Source organism: Novipirellula rosea (genome assembly GCF_039541335.1).
Lineage (GTDB): Bacteria > Planctomycetota > Planctomycetia > Pirellulales > Pirellulaceae > Novipirellula > Novipirellula rosea.
Genome location: NZ_BAABGA010000005.1, coordinates 93657 through 110609 on the forward strand (window position 1 = coordinate 93657; position 16953 = coordinate 110609).

Annotated in this window: 12 protein-coding genes; 9 read left to right on the top strand and 3 right to left on the bottom strand. The window is 55.1% G+C overall.

Going from position 1 to position 16953, the window contains the following annotated elements:
• The first annotated feature begins 97 nt into the window (after positions 1–97).
• The 8 genes from ABD971_RS00535 (at position 98) to ABD971_RS00570 (ending at position 10130) form a co-directional block, all read left to right on the top strand.
• Positions 98–1195, top strand: a complete 1098-nt coding sequence (locus ABD971_RS00535) for an alpha/beta hydrolase (RefSeq protein ID WP_345318409.1) — start codon at positions 98–100, stop codon at positions 1193–1195.
• A 59-nt stretch (positions 1196–1254) separates the two neighbouring features.
• Positions 1255–2175 carry an aminotransferase class IV gene (locus ABD971_RS00540; RefSeq protein ID WP_345318411.1) on the top strand — a complete coding sequence of 307 codons (921 nt, stop codon included), beginning with the start codon at positions 1255–1257 and terminating at the stop codon, positions 2173–2175.
• A gap of 116 nt (positions 2176–2291) precedes the next feature.
• Positions 2292–3344, top strand: a complete 1053-nt coding sequence (locus ABD971_RS00545; protein ID WP_345318413.1) for an ABC transporter substrate-binding protein — start codon at positions 2292–2294, stop codon at positions 3342–3344.
• On the top strand, positions 3345–4856 hold the full coding sequence (locus ABD971_RS00550) for a sugar ABC transporter ATP-binding protein (protein WP_345318415.1): 1512 nt from the start codon (positions 3345–3347) through the stop codon (positions 4854–4856). It begins immediately after the preceding gene.
• A gap of 49 nt (positions 4857–4905) precedes the next feature.
• The gene (locus ABD971_RS00555) at positions 4906–5961 is read left to right on the top strand and encodes an ABC transporter permease (protein ID WP_339944188.1); all 1056 of its coding nucleotides are present in this window, start codon (positions 4906–4908) and stop codon (positions 5959–5961) included.
• Between the two features lie 489 nt (positions 5962–6450).
• The gene (locus tag ABD971_RS00560; protein ID WP_345318419.1) at positions 6451–7761 is read left to right on the top strand and encodes a hypothetical protein; all 1311 of its coding nucleotides are present in this window, start codon (positions 6451–6453) and stop codon (positions 7759–7761) included.
• On the top strand, positions 7758–9380 hold the full coding sequence (locus ABD971_RS00565) for an ABC transporter permease (protein WP_345318421.1): 1623 nt from the start codon (positions 7758–7760) through the stop codon (positions 9378–9380). The genes ABD971_RS00560 and ABD971_RS00565 overlap by 4 nt, the downstream gene beginning before the upstream one ends.
• 42 nt (positions 9381–9422) lie before the next feature.
• Positions 9423–10130 carry an ankyrin repeat domain-containing protein gene (locus tag ABD971_RS00570; RefSeq protein ID WP_345318423.1) on the top strand — a complete coding sequence of 236 codons (708 nt, stop codon included), beginning with the start codon at positions 9423–9425 and terminating at the stop codon, positions 10128–10130.
• 28 nt (positions 10131–10158) lie between these two features.
• Here ABD971_RS00570 and ABD971_RS00575 read toward each other — a convergent pair whose 3' ends face one another.
• Positions 10159–11382 (bottom strand): S1C family serine protease, encoded by a 1224-nt coding sequence (locus ABD971_RS00575; RefSeq protein ID WP_345318425.1) that lies wholly within the window; start codon positions 11380–11382, stop codon positions 10159–10161.
• Positions 11383–11768: 386 nt separating this feature from the next.
• Here ABD971_RS00575 and ABD971_RS00580 point away from each other — a divergent pair, with 386 nt between their 5' ends.
• Positions 11769–13049: a thymidine phosphorylase gene (locus tag ABD971_RS00580; protein WP_345318427.1), complete on the top strand. Its 1281-nt coding sequence runs from the start codon at positions 11769–11771 to the stop codon at positions 13047–13049.
• A 161-nt stretch (positions 13050–13210) separates the two neighbouring features.
• Here ABD971_RS00580 and ABD971_RS00585 read toward each other — a convergent pair whose 3' ends face one another.
• Together ABD971_RS00585 and ABD971_RS00590 are read right to left on the bottom strand one after the other, a co-directional pair.
• Positions 13211–14413 (bottom strand): DUF1559 family PulG-like putative transporter, encoded by a 1203-nt coding sequence (locus ABD971_RS00585; protein WP_345318428.1) that lies wholly within the window; start codon positions 14411–14413, stop codon positions 13211–13213.
• A gap of 1115 nt (positions 14414–15528) precedes the next feature.
• The gene (locus tag ABD971_RS00590; protein ID WP_345318430.1) at positions 15529–16830 is read right to left on the bottom strand and encodes a HEAT repeat domain-containing protein; all 1302 of its coding nucleotides are present in this window, start codon (positions 16828–16830) and stop codon (positions 15529–15531) included.
• Between the last annotated feature and the right edge of the window lie 123 nt (positions 16831–16953).

Sequence of the window (16953 nt, forward strand, 5' to 3'; positions counted from 1 at the left end):
GTGATGTGCAAACGCAACATCGTTATTTTTCGGCAACAATTTGTTGCACCAAGTCAACACACCACGCTCACTCGCCCCAAAATCAATTCAAACCGAGATGCAAAACACAGCCCGATACTTTTGTTCTTGTTTGACCCTCGCATTTTTACTGGCATCCCCCTGCTCGTATGCTGCGGACGCTGTTGTCGTGGATGCCGTCGATTCCGCTTTGGTCGATTCCTCGTTGCCGATCGATGGCTCGGTTCTCAGTGAAACAGTTCTCAGTGACACAATGCTTCCTGCGGGGGCGGCCGATGCATGCCAGATCGAAGAACCGCTGGCTCAGGATCGCATTTGGTTGATCAGTACGCGCCGGATCACGAGTAATGTTTGCTGCGCCGATTTTGAACAACCTCGGTTCTCGGTGTCTCGGCTATCCGCCAATGGATGCCAAACCCCCTCGTCGATGGACGAGTATCTTGGCGAACGGTTGCCTGGCCGTCCCACCGTGGTCTATGTCCACGGATACCGATTCACGTCAAGCGAAGCGATTCGGCGAGGATTGCGAGTCCATCGCGAAATCGCCTGTCGCCGAGCGGCGGGGCCAATCGATTGGGTGATCTGGAGTTGGCCCAGTGCGAAAGAGAAATTCATCAGTCATGATATTCGCGAGAAGGCGAAGTTCACGGACACGCAAGGGCTGTATTTGGCGTGGTTACTGAAAAAACATCTTGGCTGCGGGGTGCCGTCGACGTTGATCGGTTACAGCTTTGGGGGACGTGTCGTGACCGGTTCACTGCATGCGTTGGCTGGCGGTTCACTGGGCGGACGCTCGCTGCCATGTGAACCGGTCGTCAACGCTCGCATCGATGTCGGACTGGTTGCTCCGGCAATTGAAAAAGATTGGTTGGCCCCGCAAGACTATCACTCGTTGGCGACAAGCAACATCGATCAGCTGTTGCTGCTGTATAATCAAAAAGATTCGGTGCTGAAGCGATATTGGTTAATCGATATGGTGCGAGGCACGATGGCAATCGGTTTTGGACGTCTGCAGTCATTTGCCCCGCGTGCGGACGGCAGCCGAATCTGGTTGCGTGCTCGCGAGTGTTCGACATGGATCGGACACACGCACGACGAACTGGACTACTATGAATGTCCATGTAGCGCGGGATCCGAAATGGCTCAGCTCGTCGACGACGCTTTGTTCGTTCATTGATGTGAAGAACGTGGTGATGGGTGACTTCAGCTAAAAACACGACCGAGCAATCCCCCCGCATGAACGAGTGCATTGCTTATTTCTGCGGCGAGTGGATTCCCGCACACGGATTCAATCTTTCGATCGATGACGTGGGCTTTCGCCAAGGCGTCACGGCGGTCGATCGGATGCGAACCTACGGCGGCCGCGTCTTTATGCTGCCGCAGCATTTGGATCGCTTTGACGCCACCACAAAATTCCTCGGTATCGATTCGCTGCCCGACCGAGCGGCAATGGCCGATTTGGTCAACGAACTGTTAACTCGAAACAGGGATTGGATCGCGCAGCACCACGACGTTGGAATCACGATGTTCGCGACGCCTGGCGTAATCGGATCGCCGACGCCGACGTTGGCGCTGCATCTGAACCGGCTGAACCATTCGCGGAACCAACAACGGCAAACCCAAGGCCAATCGTTGGTGATCACCGACGTCGTCCAGCCACCGGCCGCATCGTGGCCGCGGTCGATCAAAGTTCGAAGTCGGCTGCACTATTATCGTGCCGACATGTTGGCTCGATCCGCCATGCAGGACGCCTCATCGAACGCTGCGAATTCCGATGTCATTGGGGTCTTGATCGACGACGACGGCAGCGTGACCGAGACAAGCATTTCCAACGTGGCGATTGTGGAAGGGGAAACGATCGTCTCGCCCGAGGCAAACCAAGTGCTCGGTGGCATTACCCAGCAAGTGGTCGAGGAATTGGCCGCGTCGGAATCGTTGACGTGGAAAAAAGAACGTCTGTCGCCCGCCCGTTTCGCGGGCGCGGACGAGATTCTTTGCATGGGAACCGATGGCGGACTGTGGTTTGCCAATTCGGTGATCGTGGCCGGAAAAAAAATCGAATCGAAAATGACTCGCAATCCTGCGAAAATCTATCCGCTTCTGCTTGCCGGATTCCGCAAACGGACGAGCGAACCCGGCTCGTTTGTTGTATCTTAAAGGACCGCCGATTCCCCTTGCGGCCTCCCAGCGGGCGTGGACTTCGCGATCGCCACTGCGATGCGTGCAGGGGCCGCCATTTTCCGACCGAATTCCTCCGTTTCATCCTCATATCCATGAACACGCTTTCGATGACATCGTTTCTAAAATTTGGGTTTCTAAGATTCGGGTTTCCAAGATTTAGCTCGTTTGCCGTGATCGCTTTGTTGTTGATCGTCGGATGCGGCCGAAGCGACACTCAATCCGATGCCACAACGTCGGGGGCGGGTGACGGCCAAAAACTGCGTATCGCGGTGATTCCCAAAGGAACCAGCCACAAGTTTTGGAAGTCCGTTCATCTCGGAGCCAAGCGAGCGGCCGATGAAATTGGCAATGTCGAAATCATTTGGCGTGGCCCGGTGGTGGAAAGCGACACCGGCAGCCAGATCGAAGTTGTCAAGAACATGATCACGATGCAGGTCGATGGGATCGCGTTGGCCCCAAATCAAAAGGGAGGCCTTGTTGATGCCGTCGAAGAAGCGATTGGCGAGGGCATCCCGGTCGTGATTTTTGACAGTGGCTTGGACAAAGGCCCCGAGATCGTCAGCTACGTGGCGACCGACAATTTCAAAGGAGGCGAATTGGCGGCTGATCAAATGGCCAAGGCGATCGGTGAAAAAGGAAACGTCATCCTGCTGCGTTATCTAGCAGGCAGCGAAAGCACCGAGCGACGCGAAGAGGGATTTCTCGAGGGGATTAAAAAATACCCGTACATCAAAGTCGTCTCCTCCGACGAATTTGCGGGCGACAATGCGACTGGGTCCAAAGAAAAGGTCGACCAACTGCTGCAGATCCACGGCAAGGACTTGAGCGCTATTTTTGCCGTCTGTGAACCGAACGCAAACGGAGCTCTTGAATCGCTGCGAAACGCCGGATTGACCGACAAGGTCAAACTGATTGCGTTTGACCCCAGTGATGCATTGATCGAAGGGATGCGTGACGGATCCTGTGGCGGCATCGTGCTGCAAAATCCTATCGAGATGGGTTATCAATCCGTCATGTCGTTGGTCAAGAATATGCGAGGCGAAGAGGTTCCAGCATTTCAATCGACGGGCGAATACGTGGCGACACCTGAAAACATGGACGAACCAGAAATCAAAAAACTCTTGAATCCTGAAATGGTTCAGTAGATGACTGCGCCGCTGCTTGAAATCCAAGGAATCAGTAAACGCTTTGGGCCCACGATCGCGCTGAACGATGTTTCGTTGTCGGTATACGGCGGCGAAGTGTTGGCGTTGATCGGCGAAAATGGGGCGGGCAAAAGCACGCTACTAAAAACGCTCAGTGGTGCTCATCGAGCCGACGCTGGATCGATGTCGATCGACGGCAAAGCGTATTGCCCGAGCGGTCCGCACGACGCACGCACTCGCGGCGTTGCGATGATCTATCAAGAACTGAATCTCGCGCCGGACCTGAGTGTCGAAGACAATATCTTGCTGGGACATCGCGGCACCGGGGGCGGTTTGCTATTGCGGTCGTCGCAGCGCGAGAAGGTCGCCAAAATCCTCGAAACGGTCGGGTTGGCCGGATTGGATCCGAAAGCGATCGTCGGCGATCAATCGGTCGCGACGCAACAATTGCTCGAGATCGCGAGGGCTTTGGCGAGTGATGCGCGAATTATCTTGTTCGACGAACCGACCAGTTCGCTGCCGCAAAAAGACGTCGCTCGGTTGTTCGAGATCATTAACACGCTGAAGCGATCCGGTTATGGGATCGTTTACATCAGCCACTTTTTGGAAGAGGTTCGCGAGGTTGCCGATCGCTACTCGGTGCTGCGTGACGGAAACAATGTTGGCTCGGGGATGATCGCCGACATCAGCGATGATCAAATCATCTCGCTCATGGTCGGCCGCGACGTCGAGGATCTTTATCCGGTCGTTCCTCACACGATCGGCGAAGCTTGGGTCGACGTGCACGCATTGACGGGATCGCCGTATCCAAAACAGGTGAACTTGTCGCTCCGCCGCGGCGAGATTTTTGGCGTTGCTGGCTTGGTCGGCTCCGGACGCACCGAACTGCTGCGCAGCATCTTCGGGCTCGACGTCATCGATGCCGGATCGGTCTGTGTCGCAGGAAAAAAAATCAAAGAGACCATCCCGGCTCGCATGAAAGCCGGTTTCGGGATGCTTTCGGAGGATCGGAAACGAGAAGGGCTGGCCCAAGAGCTTTCCATCATCGAAAACACGACACTCGGTTCGCTCACGCCGTACACGAGGTTTGGCTTCTTGAATTTGCGTCGGCGGTCGGCGGTTGCGACGGAATTGATGAAACGTGTGGAGGTGAAGGCCGTTTCGGGGCACCAACAGGTCTCGGACCTTTCCGGCGGCAATCAGCAAAAGGTAGCAATCGCACGAATCCTGCATCAAAAGGCGGACATTCTGTTGCTTGACGAACCGACCAAAGGGATCGACGTCGGAACCAAGGCCGAGATTTATCGTATGATGGGTGAATTGGCGGCGGCAGGAAAAACGGTGGTCTTTGTCAGTTCGTATCTCCCCGAATTATTGTCCGTCTGTGACCGCATCGGAGTGATGTCGCGAGGTGAACTTCGCGAAACCCGCGACGCCAAGGATTGGACCGAAGACGAAATCATGACCGCTGCAATCAGCAGCGACGAATCACTCGAAACGACAACGGTATAGCAAACACTGCCGCTCGCCTTCCCAACCATCGTCTGAACATTTTCTGCAAATGCTAAAAAAGTTATTCCGCTCACAACTCGGGCCGCTCTTCGCACTGTTGGTCATCGTCCTCTTTTTCTCGGTGGCAGATTACGCCTTCAGCGAAGGCTATTTCTTCTCGGCTCGCAACTTTCGTGTGATCATGAGCTCGGCGTCGCTGATTGCGGTGCCGGCGTTCGGAATGACAATCATCATCATCGCCGGCGGTATCGACCTGTCCGCTGGCACGGCATTGACGCTAAGCGGCACCGTGTTAGCGCTGATCTTAAAACATTCCACGGTCGCCGCGGGTGATCCTGGGTTTGCTTGGACGATGTGCCTTGCGCTGGCCGCGACGGTATTCACCGGCGCCCTGTGCGGGTTCTTGAACGGCGGTTTGATCAGTGCGACCAAAGTCGTCCCCTTTATCGTGACGCTGGGCACGATGACGATCTTTTTGGGAGTAGGCCAAATCATCGCCAGCGAATCGACGGTCTACGCCGCTAAAGAAAACATTCCGGTTTGGCTGCGGTATCTGTGTTACACCGGATCCAACGGCGAGAATTATCTGATCTCGGGATTGCCGATTTCGACCAGCGTGATCATCGCTGCAGTGCTGGCAATCTTGGTCGATTTGTTGATGCGGTTCACGGTGTTTGGCCGTAACGTGTTTGCGATCGGGTCGAGCGAATCGACGGCTCGATTGTGTGGCATCAACGTGCCATGGACCGTCGTCGCGGTCTACACGCTTTCCGGTTTCTTCGTGGCGGTTGGCGGGCTGCTTTATTTTGCGGACGTCAAAAACGGTAACCCCAGCGACGGCAGCGGCAAAGAACTCGAAATCATCGCCGCCGTGGTGCTCGGAGGCGGCAGTCTCAGCGGTGGCCGTGGATCGATCTTTGGAACGCTGGTCGGCGCGTTGATCATCACCGTGATCCGCAGCGGTTGTTCGCAATTGTCGATCCCCAATACGTACACCCATATCATCATCGGCGGCATCATTATCGTGGCAGTGATCGTCGACCAACTGCGTCACGGATCCCCCGAGTGGTTCTTTCGGATGTTGCCGAAATCCGATGATCGGTAAAATAGAGAAAGTGTCGGCGGGTGAATATGTTTTGCGCGCCCCGAGTGGGTTGAGAGTGTGCCGTAGCTGTTGCGCGGTAGGACGCGAGGCCGCTCGGTGGCAAAATGTATAAACGATTGGATCGTGCCAAATGTCACGCGTTGGACGACTAAAAACTTGAGATGTAAGTATCGCGTACAGGCGAAAATTTACTGCCACCTCTCCCCCAACACTTCTGTTGGGGGAGAGGTCGAACGGAGCCTTCAGCGACGTTCGGGTGAGGCGGCCGACCGAGCAATTTGCGGTCAGCGTTACCGCCGTGTGCACCTGATCGACTCGCAGTTAGCGCGGTCGCCCCCTCACCCGATTGCGTTGGGGAAGAGGTGACTGAGAAAAAAGCTACAAGTAAGATCACACTCAAAATTCAATGACAACTTCTAAGATTTTGCAGTCCGACTCGCAACGCAAACGCTAAACCCAGCGATCCACTTAAAAGGCCATTCCTACTCCGTGAATCGAACCTACAAACGCATCGCTGGACTGTTGTTCTGGATCATCATGTCGGTGGTGACGGTGGTCGCGATCGCGCGGGTCGACTCGCCAACGAAAACACGCTCTGGCGATTCCAATCGCACCCCGCTTGTCCGTTTCCTCACCTCGCGTCCTACCGAGATCAGCGGGATCGATCCGTCTGGCCGATTGCGAAAGTACGATCCCGTCTTCCGGTTGGATGCGGGCGGCGACTATCGGCAGGTGGGCCACGTGGTCGATCACACCTCCGACCGCACGATTCCCACTGCGGAACCGCCTACCGTGACGATTGCTTGGTACGATTCCAAGCTTGCTGCTGACGAAGTTCAGTTTGTCCAATATCACAACCACGGACGACTCGAGGACGTTGCCAAATTGATGCTTCCCGAGCAGAAACGAGAACGCATTCGCCAGCAACTCGCCGACGCGATCCGTTTGTACGGAGACGAGTTTTCGCAAGCCTTCAAACCTTTGGTCCAACAATCGATCCAACAATCGTTGCCGGTGATCGAATCGGAACTGCAACGATCGATTAAACGTCATCGCGGTGACATCGACGCATTGGCAAAACGCTGGAACGATGATGTCGTCCGCAAACGGCTGATCCCGTTGGCACGTCAAGAGATCATGCCGATCGTCAAAAAGCATGGCAGTCCGACGGCCGAAAAGATTGGCCAGGAGGTTTGGGAACGCGCCTCGCTGTGGCGATTTGGTTGGCGTGCCGTCTATGATCGCACACCGCTACCCGAGCAAAATTTGTTAAACGAAGAATGGCAACGCTTCGTGCAAAAGGACGTTGGTCCGGTGCTCGAGAGAAACATGGACGAGATTGTCGCAGCGGTGCAAAAAATCCTGGTTGAGACAGCCGCTAATCCGGTCGTCCGAGGCGAATTAGCGGATGTTGCCAGCGACATCGCCCAAGATCCCGAAGCACAACAACTCGTCAAAGTCATCCTGAAAGAAACCTTGGTCGACAACCAACGCTTGCACCAAGTTTGGTCCGACGTTTGGCAGAGCGACGAAGCACGCCGCGCGATCGATTTAGCGTCTCGGCGAATGGAACCTGTGCTTCGACAAATTGGCGACGAACTGTTTGGCACGCAAGACGAGGGAATTGATCCCGAGTTTGCCCTGGTGCTGCGGAATCAGATTTTTGGCAAAGATCGCCGCTGGATCATCGCGTCGCCGATTCAAGACGAGCACGACGAATCGGCACCACGCGTCATTCCGGTCGCCAATCAATGGATGGCGTATCCGATCGTGTATCTCGCTGAAAAGGATGCCCAGTGAGTCTCGACGCGGAAACCGATAAGATCGCGGCGTCCGGCGACGGATTGCCGCTGCGTTTGATCGATCTGCAGATCCAGGTCGCCGATCGTGTGTTGATTCGCGACACCTCGCTGACGATTCCCGCAGGCAAAATCACCGTGATCGTGGGCGCCAGCGGAGCAGGAAAATCGGTCTTGCTGCGGACGTTGGCCGGATTGGTCGGTCGCGATCACGAGGCGATTTCGTGGCGAGGCAACATTGCGATTGGCCATGACGATGCCTCGCAAAACCGCCGCCCTCGCTTGTTAACCCGCGTCGGCATCGTGTTTCAACAATTTGCGTTGTTTGACGAATTGTCGCCGACCGCCAATGTCCAATTCGCCATCGATCATCGCAGCGATCCCGCGACACCTCCATCTCAATCGGCAAAGGCTTGGGTCGATGAACTTGGCGTCCCCGCACACACGTCGGTATCGGCGCTCAGCGGAGGCCAAAAACAGCGTTTGGCGATCGCCCGCACGCTGGCCGCTGCGCCGGATATCTTGTTGTATGACGAACCGACCAGCGGGCTTGATTCCGCAAGCGGTCGGAAAGTTGGCGAATTGATTCGGCATACTCAGACGATCCACCGCACCACCAGCATCGTGGTCACGCATGACTATCTAACGCTGCTGCCGATCGCTGACGAAGTGCTGTTGCTTGATTCCCAAACCAGCAAATTGGTGCGAATTGAAAATGACCAATGGGACCAAATCCCGGCACGGATGCAGCCGGTTGCTCTCAGCGATACCGACATCAACGAAGCGACAGCGACACTGGCGTCACGATTCGGCAATCTCGCTCGCCAACGCGTTGACGATTTCTTTACAACGACCGGTTCGGCGATTTGGACTGCGATTTGTTTGCCGTTTGAATTGCGTCCCTATTTCCCCCACTTTCGCTGGGGGATGCGGTTTGTGCTGCATTACCTGCGGCTGGTGGGCGGCCCGTCGGCCTGGTTCTATCTGATCCTGGCGGGAATGATCATCGGGTTCACCAGCACCTATTTCACATTTGAATTTTTGCCATTCCAGGCCTACACACAGCCGCTGTTGATCGACGAGTTGTTGGCTTCGATTGGTTTTGCGTTGTACCGCATCTTGGTTCCGGTGTTGGCCACCATTTTGATCGCCGCACGCTGTGGTGCCGCCGTCGCAGCCGATGTCGGTGTGAAGCGGTACGGAGGTCAAGTTGATGCATTGCAGACACTCGGAGTCAAACCGCGAACGTATTTGCTGCTGCCGATCGTGATTGCGTTTGTGATCGCGACGCCGATGTTAGAGTGGATGGCGCTGAGTGCGGCGAAGCTGATTAGCTTAGTGACGTTTCTGTCGACGCATCCCAACGAGGGCCCCTATTTCTGGCAACAGAATTTCTATCGCAATCTCGTCCCGATCGAAGGCTCGTTATTGCGAGGATGGGAGTGGGTGCTGACCAAGAATCTGATCTGCGGGTTTGGGATCGCCTGCATTGCCTACTACCAGGGTTTGGCGCCTAAGAAGTCAGCCAACGACGTCAGCGGCGCGATCACGTCGACGGTTCTGTGGACGACGCTGTATGTTTTGGTGGTGCATTTCGTGACGGCATTGATTGAATTTTAGGGACATTTCCCGACGCTTGGATTTTCGACTACAATTCCCGACATGAAAAACACACAACGCCTCGCGATTTCACTTTCGTTGACCCTGGCCACACTTGCCGTTTTCAACGGATGTGCCCCCGCCACGAAAGAGGCTGAACCGACAGCCAACACGGACGCCTCAGCAACCGAGACGTCCCCCGCGGAAGAATCGGTTGCTGCGACACCCAACAGCGAGAAACTGCCCGCGCACCAGCCGAAGTTTAGCGATGATGCTTATTGGATGGCCGCGTTGGATGGCAACATGCAAGTGATCGAGATGGCGATCAAGTCCGGCACCAAAATCGACATCAAAAACGAACGAGGCCACAACGCGTTGCATTTGGCCGCCTACAACGGTCACACCGAAGTGGTGAAGTACTTTCTGCGAAACGACTTCAAGGTCGACGAGCGGGATTCCGAAGGCAAATCGGCTTTGATTCATGCGGCGTCGGGCGACTTTCCCGAAACCGTCGAGGTGCTGATCGCCAAGGGAGCCGATGTGAATTTGAAAGATGAAACCGAAGGCTTTACCGCGCTGATGATGGCGGCGGCCGAAGGCCAGATGAAAGTCGTCGAGGTGCTATTGGAACATGGCGCGGACAAGACAATGAAGGACGTTGATGGCGATACCGCCGAAGTCTTTGCCCGCAAAAATAGCCACTTTGAAATCGCGGATTTGTTAGCGGACAAAGACAAAGAGGAAGACAAAGAGGAAACGAAGTCGGAGTAGGCTACGCCGAAAATCGTGGCGAGTTTCGCTACTCTGCCGGCTTCCCTTCTGCCTGCTTCCCTTCTGCCTGCTTCCCTTCTGCCGACTCGCCTTCTTTCTCTGCTTCCGCTTCGCTCTTCTGTAACGTCGGGTCTTCGATCGAAGCCAGTTCGACTTGCAGCGTCATCTCTTTGCCCGCTCGAGAGATTTTGACATTCTGCATCGAACCAATCGGTTTTCGCTCGATGATTTCTCGCAAGTTGCTTGGATTGAGTACTCGTTCCCCGGCGAATTCGAGAATCACGTCCATTGGTTTTAATCCCGCACGCGCTCCTGCCGATCCCGCGATCACTTGGTGGACCAAGATCCCCAGCCCCACGGGCAGATTGACCTTCTTGGCTACTTTGGTATTGAGTTCAGCCAAACTAATCCCCAAAGCGGCACGTCGAACGCGTCCATGTGCGGCAAGTTCATCGGCGATCCATTTTGCTTGATTGATCGGAATGGCAAACCCGATTCCTTGATAGCCACCATTGCGTGTGGCGATGGCCGTGTTAATTGCGATCATCTTTCCATCCAAATCGACGAGCGGACCGCCCGAGTTACCTGGATTGATTGCAGCATCGGTTTGCAACAACCGACCGCGGCGGATCCGCGGCAGTTTCCGATTTTTGGCGCTGACAATCCCCGCGCTGACGGTGGCTTCTAATTTGAAAGGGCTGCCGATCGCGAGTACCCAGTCGCCGATATCCATTTGATCCGAATCCCCCAGCGTGGCCACATCAAACGGCTTGTCACGCTCGATTCGCACAATCGCCACATCGCTGTCGGGATCCCCATGCACTTCGGCGGCTTCGATCTCCGTTTCGTCGGCTAGTTGAACGACCACTTTTTTAGCACCGGCGATGACGTGATTATTGGTAATGATCAATCCGGTTTCGCTGAGGATCACGCCTGAGCCTAAACCGGTCAACGGCACGGCGTCGCCATTGACGCTTTCGTTCTGTGGCGGCGTCGGGCCTGGACGGTCGGTTTCGTCCTCTTCATCCGTCGTTTCGACGTTTTGTCCATAGGCAAACACGGTAACGACCGACGGGGTTGCACGACGCGCGGCAACGCGAAATGCCTTGGACAACGCCCGCGGTCCCGCTTGAATTTCGCTCATCGATTCCGCGATCTCGGTCGCAGCAGAGACATCATCGGCATGCATGGGGTTCGCGAGAGATGCGAATACACAGCCAAGAAAAACGAGAGATGCAAGTCGATGTTTCATTGCGTTTCTTTTAACTTTGGTGAGGTAAAATCGGACTTGTAAGCAGGTTGCTCGCAATCTACCGATAAAGCAGCGGTTATTCAGTGAGCCGACGGCGTGAGCGGGTTGTCGGCTTGGTGAGCCGTGACGCGTGAGCGGCCGGTTCCACGCATTACCCGGTGCCTTACGGCTCACGGCTCACATCATTTTGCCCTGCTTCGACAATAAAAACGAGCGTGGCAACCCCAATGTGCGGGTGCCAAACCGTTCTCGGTTGATCGGTTGTCTTTGCCTTTGCAGACGATACGCCGATCGAAACGGAGCCGCCAGTATCACACACCCGTCGGATCGTCTATCGTCACTATAGCGGTTTGCAATCTTTTTCGTCACCAAGAAGGTTTTTGGCAATGCTACCAGCAACGATATTGGCAAAAAAACGTGACGGTCATGAGTTGACCGACGCCGAGATCCGTTTTTTGGTGGACGGATTTTGCCACGACAAGGTGGCCGATTATCAGATGGCCGCACTCGCGATGGCGATCTGTATCAACGGCATGTTGCCTGGCGAGATCAGTGCCTTGACCGGGGCCATGGTGCGTAGCGGCGACAAGCTACCGCGATGCAGTGACCGTCCACGCGTCGATAAGCACAGCACGGGCGGACTCGGTGACAAAGTTTCGCTGATCCTCGCGCCACTGCTGGCGACCTGTGACGTCGACGTGCCAATGATCAGCGGCCGCGGACTCGGTTTAACCGGAGGCACGCTGGACAAATTGGAATCCATCGAAGGTTTCAAGACTCAACTGACGATCGACGAATCGACCAAGCTGCTTCGCAAACTGGGCGTCTTTATTATCGGAGCTAATGCAAAAATCGCTCCCGCCGATCAACGTCTGTACTCGCTTCGTGATGTCACCGGCACGGTGGAATCGGTGGCCTTGATCACGGCCAGCATCCTCAGCAAAAAGCTTGCCGCACGACTGGACGCCTTGGTGATGGACGTCAAAGTCGGTTCAGGCGGATTCATGAAAACACTCGATCAAGCTCGTGAGCTGGCTCAATCGTTAATCCGTGTCGGTGCCCAATCCGATTTGCCAATCACCGCCATCCTTTCGGACATGGACCAACCGCTCGGCGCAGCGATCGGCAACGCGATCGAAGTCAACGAGGCGGTCGATGTGCTGCAAGGCATTGGCCCGCCGGAAGTCCGCGAGTTAACGCTACAGCTCGCCGCAAATTTGTTATCCGCTTCGCACGAAGGCATGTCGCGCGATGACGCGATCACGAAAGTGACAAACAACCTCGACTCGGGGATCGCGATGGAACGGTTTGAACAGATGGTGGTGGCACAAGGAGGCCGTCCCAATTTCCCACGTCCGATCGGAAGCGAGTTGATGATCGAATGTTCCGCCGATGGCTGGATTGAAAAAGTCGATTGTGAATTGCTGGGGCGAGCGGTGGTCGAACTTGGTGGCGGTCGGCGACGGAAAGAGGACCGCATCGATCCAAGTGTCGGGCTGCAAGTTCATTGCCGCGTCGGACAACGTGTCAAGCGAGGCACACCAATCATCAGCCTGCATTGTGACAAACGTCTGCATGACGAGTATCGAGGCCCGTTGCAGAACGCGGTAATCGTTTCGGATCAAAGCGTCAAAGGTGTGCCGCTGATCATCGACCAGCTGCGCTGAGCATCCGGTCCAGGGTCGACCAACCGAAGAACGAAAAACGGGAAAAGAAAAAAGGGGGCGTTCACCGAAAAGACATTACTCTCTTCGACGACCGTCCCCCATTTGATAGTTCTCGTCGCTGGACCTTGCAATGTGCGAAAGTCTAGCGAAGGAATACCTATTTAGAAGTCGTTGCCAATCACTTCTTTGCTGGCACGTGTTCCGAGCGATCCCCACAATCCATAGGGGCTTTGCTGGCCAGGAGCCGCTTTGCCACTGCCGCCCAAACGAACCATGGCTCCGCCGCCGCCTGTATTGCGACTGCTTCCCGCCTCGATCGAATCGGTGATGAACTTAACCGCTCCGTCGCCCATTAGAATGTGGCAACCCCCTTGGTGATGGCTGCTTGGCGTGGCAACCATTTCCTTGAAGTGGTTCTCGGCCGCAGGCAACGTCGTGCCGAAGGTTGCTTGAGTGGGCGCAGGCAAGTCGCCGCGACAAATCTCTTGGTTGGGTGGCAGGATCGTGGTAAATCCGGTGAACAGCGGTCCAAAGTCTGCCCAGCGATATCCACGTGCCAAACCGTTTGCAGCGGGCGGCGAAGCCCAAAAGCGAGGACGGGTTGCGGAGACCAATGGCAGACACATACTTGGATTTCCGTACAGATCGGTGCCCGCGACCTCTTGGGCCTGCGTCGAGACGCTTCCGTCCCCCAAGTCCGTCATGATTTCCCCTACGACGATCGTGTTCGCCAAACCGTCCAGAATGTCACGGAATCGAGAGGTCTGGTGGGCGACAAACGCACCGCGACATGAGGCCCGTGCTTCTTGTGCAAAATTCGAACTGGAAACTCCATTTTCATTGACGGGGCCAAACGACATCATCACGGCCGAATCACCGAGACAAGCGGCAATATTTGTCCGTCCTTTCGCTGGCAATCCCTGGCCCGGATCACTCGGACAACGGAGCGCTGGAATGTCGGTGTCCCAGGGACCATAAGTCGTGTTTGGGGTGGGCCCCATCGCATTGAACGTGCCTTGAGGGTTGCTGATCTGTTCCCACAATGCTTGTTGTTCGAAGAACGGCAACAGCCCGACAAGGAAACTCAGACGCGAGTTATTTCGCAGATTCGAGTTGTTCCAAACCTTCTGACCGCTTCCCGTCCCCGTCCCTGAACCGTGTGTTGGAATTTGGTTATAGGCAGAGTGATAGTTGTGAATCGCCAACCCAATCTGCTTGAAATTATTGCTACATGACATCCGCCGCGCGGCTTCACGAGCCGCTTGTACCGCCGGCAAAAGCAAACCGACCAGTACGCCGATAATCGCGATCACGACGAGCAGTTCCACCAACGTGAACCCTCGCTTGACTGATAACTTGTTCATAAACACCCTTTCTGTAGATAAGCCATAACACTAAAAATCTTGCGACACCAATCCGCGTCGGTTTGTTGGACCGAACGTCTTCGATATCGTCAAAGTCCCTATCACTATGCAGCATGCAAGTGACCAAGACGACTGATTTTTGCGACATCCGATTATTAAATTGCGACACACAACATCACGAAAAGGGGGACAATCCGGTTTCTAACGATTCCCGCCATTCCGGAATCCCCAGAAGGGACCGGGCGGAAACGTGATGATTCGGGCATTTAGGGGGTACGAGAACGCAGCACGCTCACCACGCAGCGGGTTGGGCGAGTAGTCGACTGCGGCCTCACTGCCAGTTTCGGGTGCTCGTTTGCGGCATTCCAACTACCGAATTGCGACACTGTGAGTTCGCGTTCCCGAATCATCCTTAAGCTCGGGCGGCATCCAGTGGATCACTTTATTGAGAGAGGGTTACCATCACGCCGCGACCACCACTTCAGTAAACAGAGAAGTTTTCAGGACTGCGAAAAACAGATCTCGCGACCCAGCCAGTCCGTCGTCGCAAGGACGCGGTGCCGTTGATCACGAACGTCGTCGAGAAAGCGGCTTTGACGAGTACTTTGATACCCCCCTGGACGTCTACGGGTTCAAACGCTTGCGAGATCGGACCAGTCAAAAGAGTTCAAGCGGCGGCCTCAGCCTGGACCACGAAAACGATAGTGTCGTCGTGATTTTTGGTAGCGTTGGACTACTGTTACTCCTCCACTAACTTCGGAGACTGCTGAAGTAGTACGTTGATTGCAGGCCGGAGGCCGATACACCCTCTGCCGGTAGCGTAAGCTGCCGGTCAGGAGAGGCAGAAAAACATAGCCCATAGGGCGACACATCTGCTGCCAGTGTGTCGGCCTCCGGCCTTACAGCGACAAGTCGCCCCTAAACCGTTGGCTCACGCCAACGGCAAGTCATGTATCGGCCTCCGGCCTATTCGATTGCTACTAAACCAGCAGCCTCCCTTGTTGGTGGAGAGGAACTGCCGTAAAGGCCGGAAGAAAAACTCGCCTCCAGTGTCCAATGACAACAGCAACCACTTAGCAGTCCAGACCAAGCCGATGCATTGATCGACTTTAGCGTCAGTCCAATTCATCACAAATTTGGACCGTGGCCAATCGTGCTTCCAATACCACCAGTTTCTTTCGCAGCGACTCGACTTCCGCTTGGACTTGCACGAGCCGATCGTGGACGGATTTGGATTCTTCGGCGGTGACGATTCCGTCGGCCTGTAGTCCAAGGAGCCGTCGATATTCTCCCCGACGCATCGACTCGATCTGCGTCGCCGTCATCCACTGCGTTCGAACGCTTTCGGTTTGCGTTCGCAATCGATCTCGATCCGCTTTGGCTTTTACTTGCAGGTCGTGGTATTGATCCAAGGCGATTCGAGCTGCCGAGCGAAGTGTATAGTCAGGGCTCTGCCAGTTCGATCTTGGCAAATCGGCGGCATTCACCAATGCAGAGAGTGCATAATCGAGTCGGTTGTCGGCGTGATCATTCTCGAGCAGCTCGGCGACCCTTTGAGACAAAAATTGTTTTGCGGCGCACGTGTCCCAATCGCCCAAGCAAGACAATGCTAGACTTGAAGTGGAAGTAGGATCGCGGTCAACCAACCGTTTTATTTTTGGCAACGCCGCATCGGGCTGGACTTCGCTGAGCGCACACGCTGCTGCGGTTGCGACTTCCACATTCGGATCATCGATATGGTCTAAAAGAACTTCCGTTGCTTGATCGTCGGCCCAGCGGAGCGAGAGCAGAATAATCAATCGCCGCTGCAACCGTGTTTCGGATTTCAAAATCTCGATCAATGGTTCGGCAAGAAATTCTCCTCCAGCACGATAGAGCGAATAGATACACACCATGCGAACCGTTGCGTTTTGCCGTTTGTCCTCCGCGATTTTCGCAATTTCGCTGCGTTGACCATTGTTTGCCAAGTGGGTCAAGATCGGAATCGCTTCGTAGGGAAACATGTCAAGCCGAATGGTATCGTCCGGTGCCGGCTTCGGTTGATTTGAATTGATGTCCGATTGGAAACCAAAGGGTTCAAGCAAGTAGGGAACCATTCCGCTGTGCAATTCATTGATCTCCAATCGGTCGTCGGATGAACTGGATGGACGAATTCGATAGTAGACGTTGTGATAAGCACGATACGCCGTGTCACGTCCTCCTCCCGAACCGTTGAAATCACTGTTTCGGCGTACTTCCTCCAGCAATCCACTCGCGATGACTCGCAATTCGTCTTCGGTCGGGGTGGTTAACGTTTGCCGTTTCGCCACCGCATCGCTCTCACGAGAACCGTCCGCCGAGGGATCCTGGGCGACAAGGATCAGGGCCGCGAACGATCCCCCCACCAGAAAAACCACGAGCAGAATGATCGATTTCATCACGGGGTTCCTTCGGCTTGCGCAATGCCGCGTGTTTGAATTACCGGTTGCTCCGACTACGAACAACGAAGCGTTTTCTTTGGCGAAACCCTTTAAAATAACGCGAAATCGCAACGCGATGGG

Coding starts and splice junctions, on each gene's coding strand:
- ABD971_RS00550 (WP_345318415.1), top strand. CDS start 3,345: ATGACTGCGCCGCTGCTTGAAATCCAAGGAATCAGTAAACGCTTTGGG.
- ABD971_RS00585 (WP_345318428.1), bottom strand. CDS start 14,413: ATGAACAAGTTATCAGTCAAGCGAGGGTTCACGTTGGTGGAACTGCTC.
- ABD971_RS00540 (WP_345318411.1), top strand. CDS start 1,255: ATGAACGAGTGCATTGCTTATTTCTGCGGCGAGTGGATTCCCGCACAC.
- ABD971_RS00580 (WP_345318427.1), top strand. CDS start 11,769: ATGCTACCAGCAACGATATTGGCAAAAAAACGTGACGGTCATGAGTTG.
- ABD971_RS00570 (WP_345318423.1), top strand. CDS start 9,423: ATGAAAAACACACAACGCCTCGCGATTTCACTTTCGTTGACCCTGGCC.
- ABD971_RS00575 (WP_345318425.1), bottom strand. CDS start 11,382: ATGAAACATCGACTTGCATCTCTCGTTTTTCTTGGCTGTGTATTCGCA.
- ABD971_RS00535 (WP_345318409.1), top strand. CDS start 98: ATGCAAAACACAGCCCGATACTTTTGTTCTTGTTTGACCCTCGCATTT.
- ABD971_RS00545 (WP_345318413.1), top strand. CDS start 2,292: ATGAACACGCTTTCGATGACATCGTTTCTAAAATTTGGGTTTCTAAGA.
- ABD971_RS00590 (WP_345318430.1), bottom strand. CDS start 16,830: ATGAAATCGATCATTCTGCTCGTGGTTTTTCTGGTGGGGGGATCGTTC.
- ABD971_RS00555 (WP_339944188.1), top strand. CDS start 4,906: ATGCTAAAAAAGTTATTCCGCTCACAACTCGGGCCGCTCTTCGCACTG.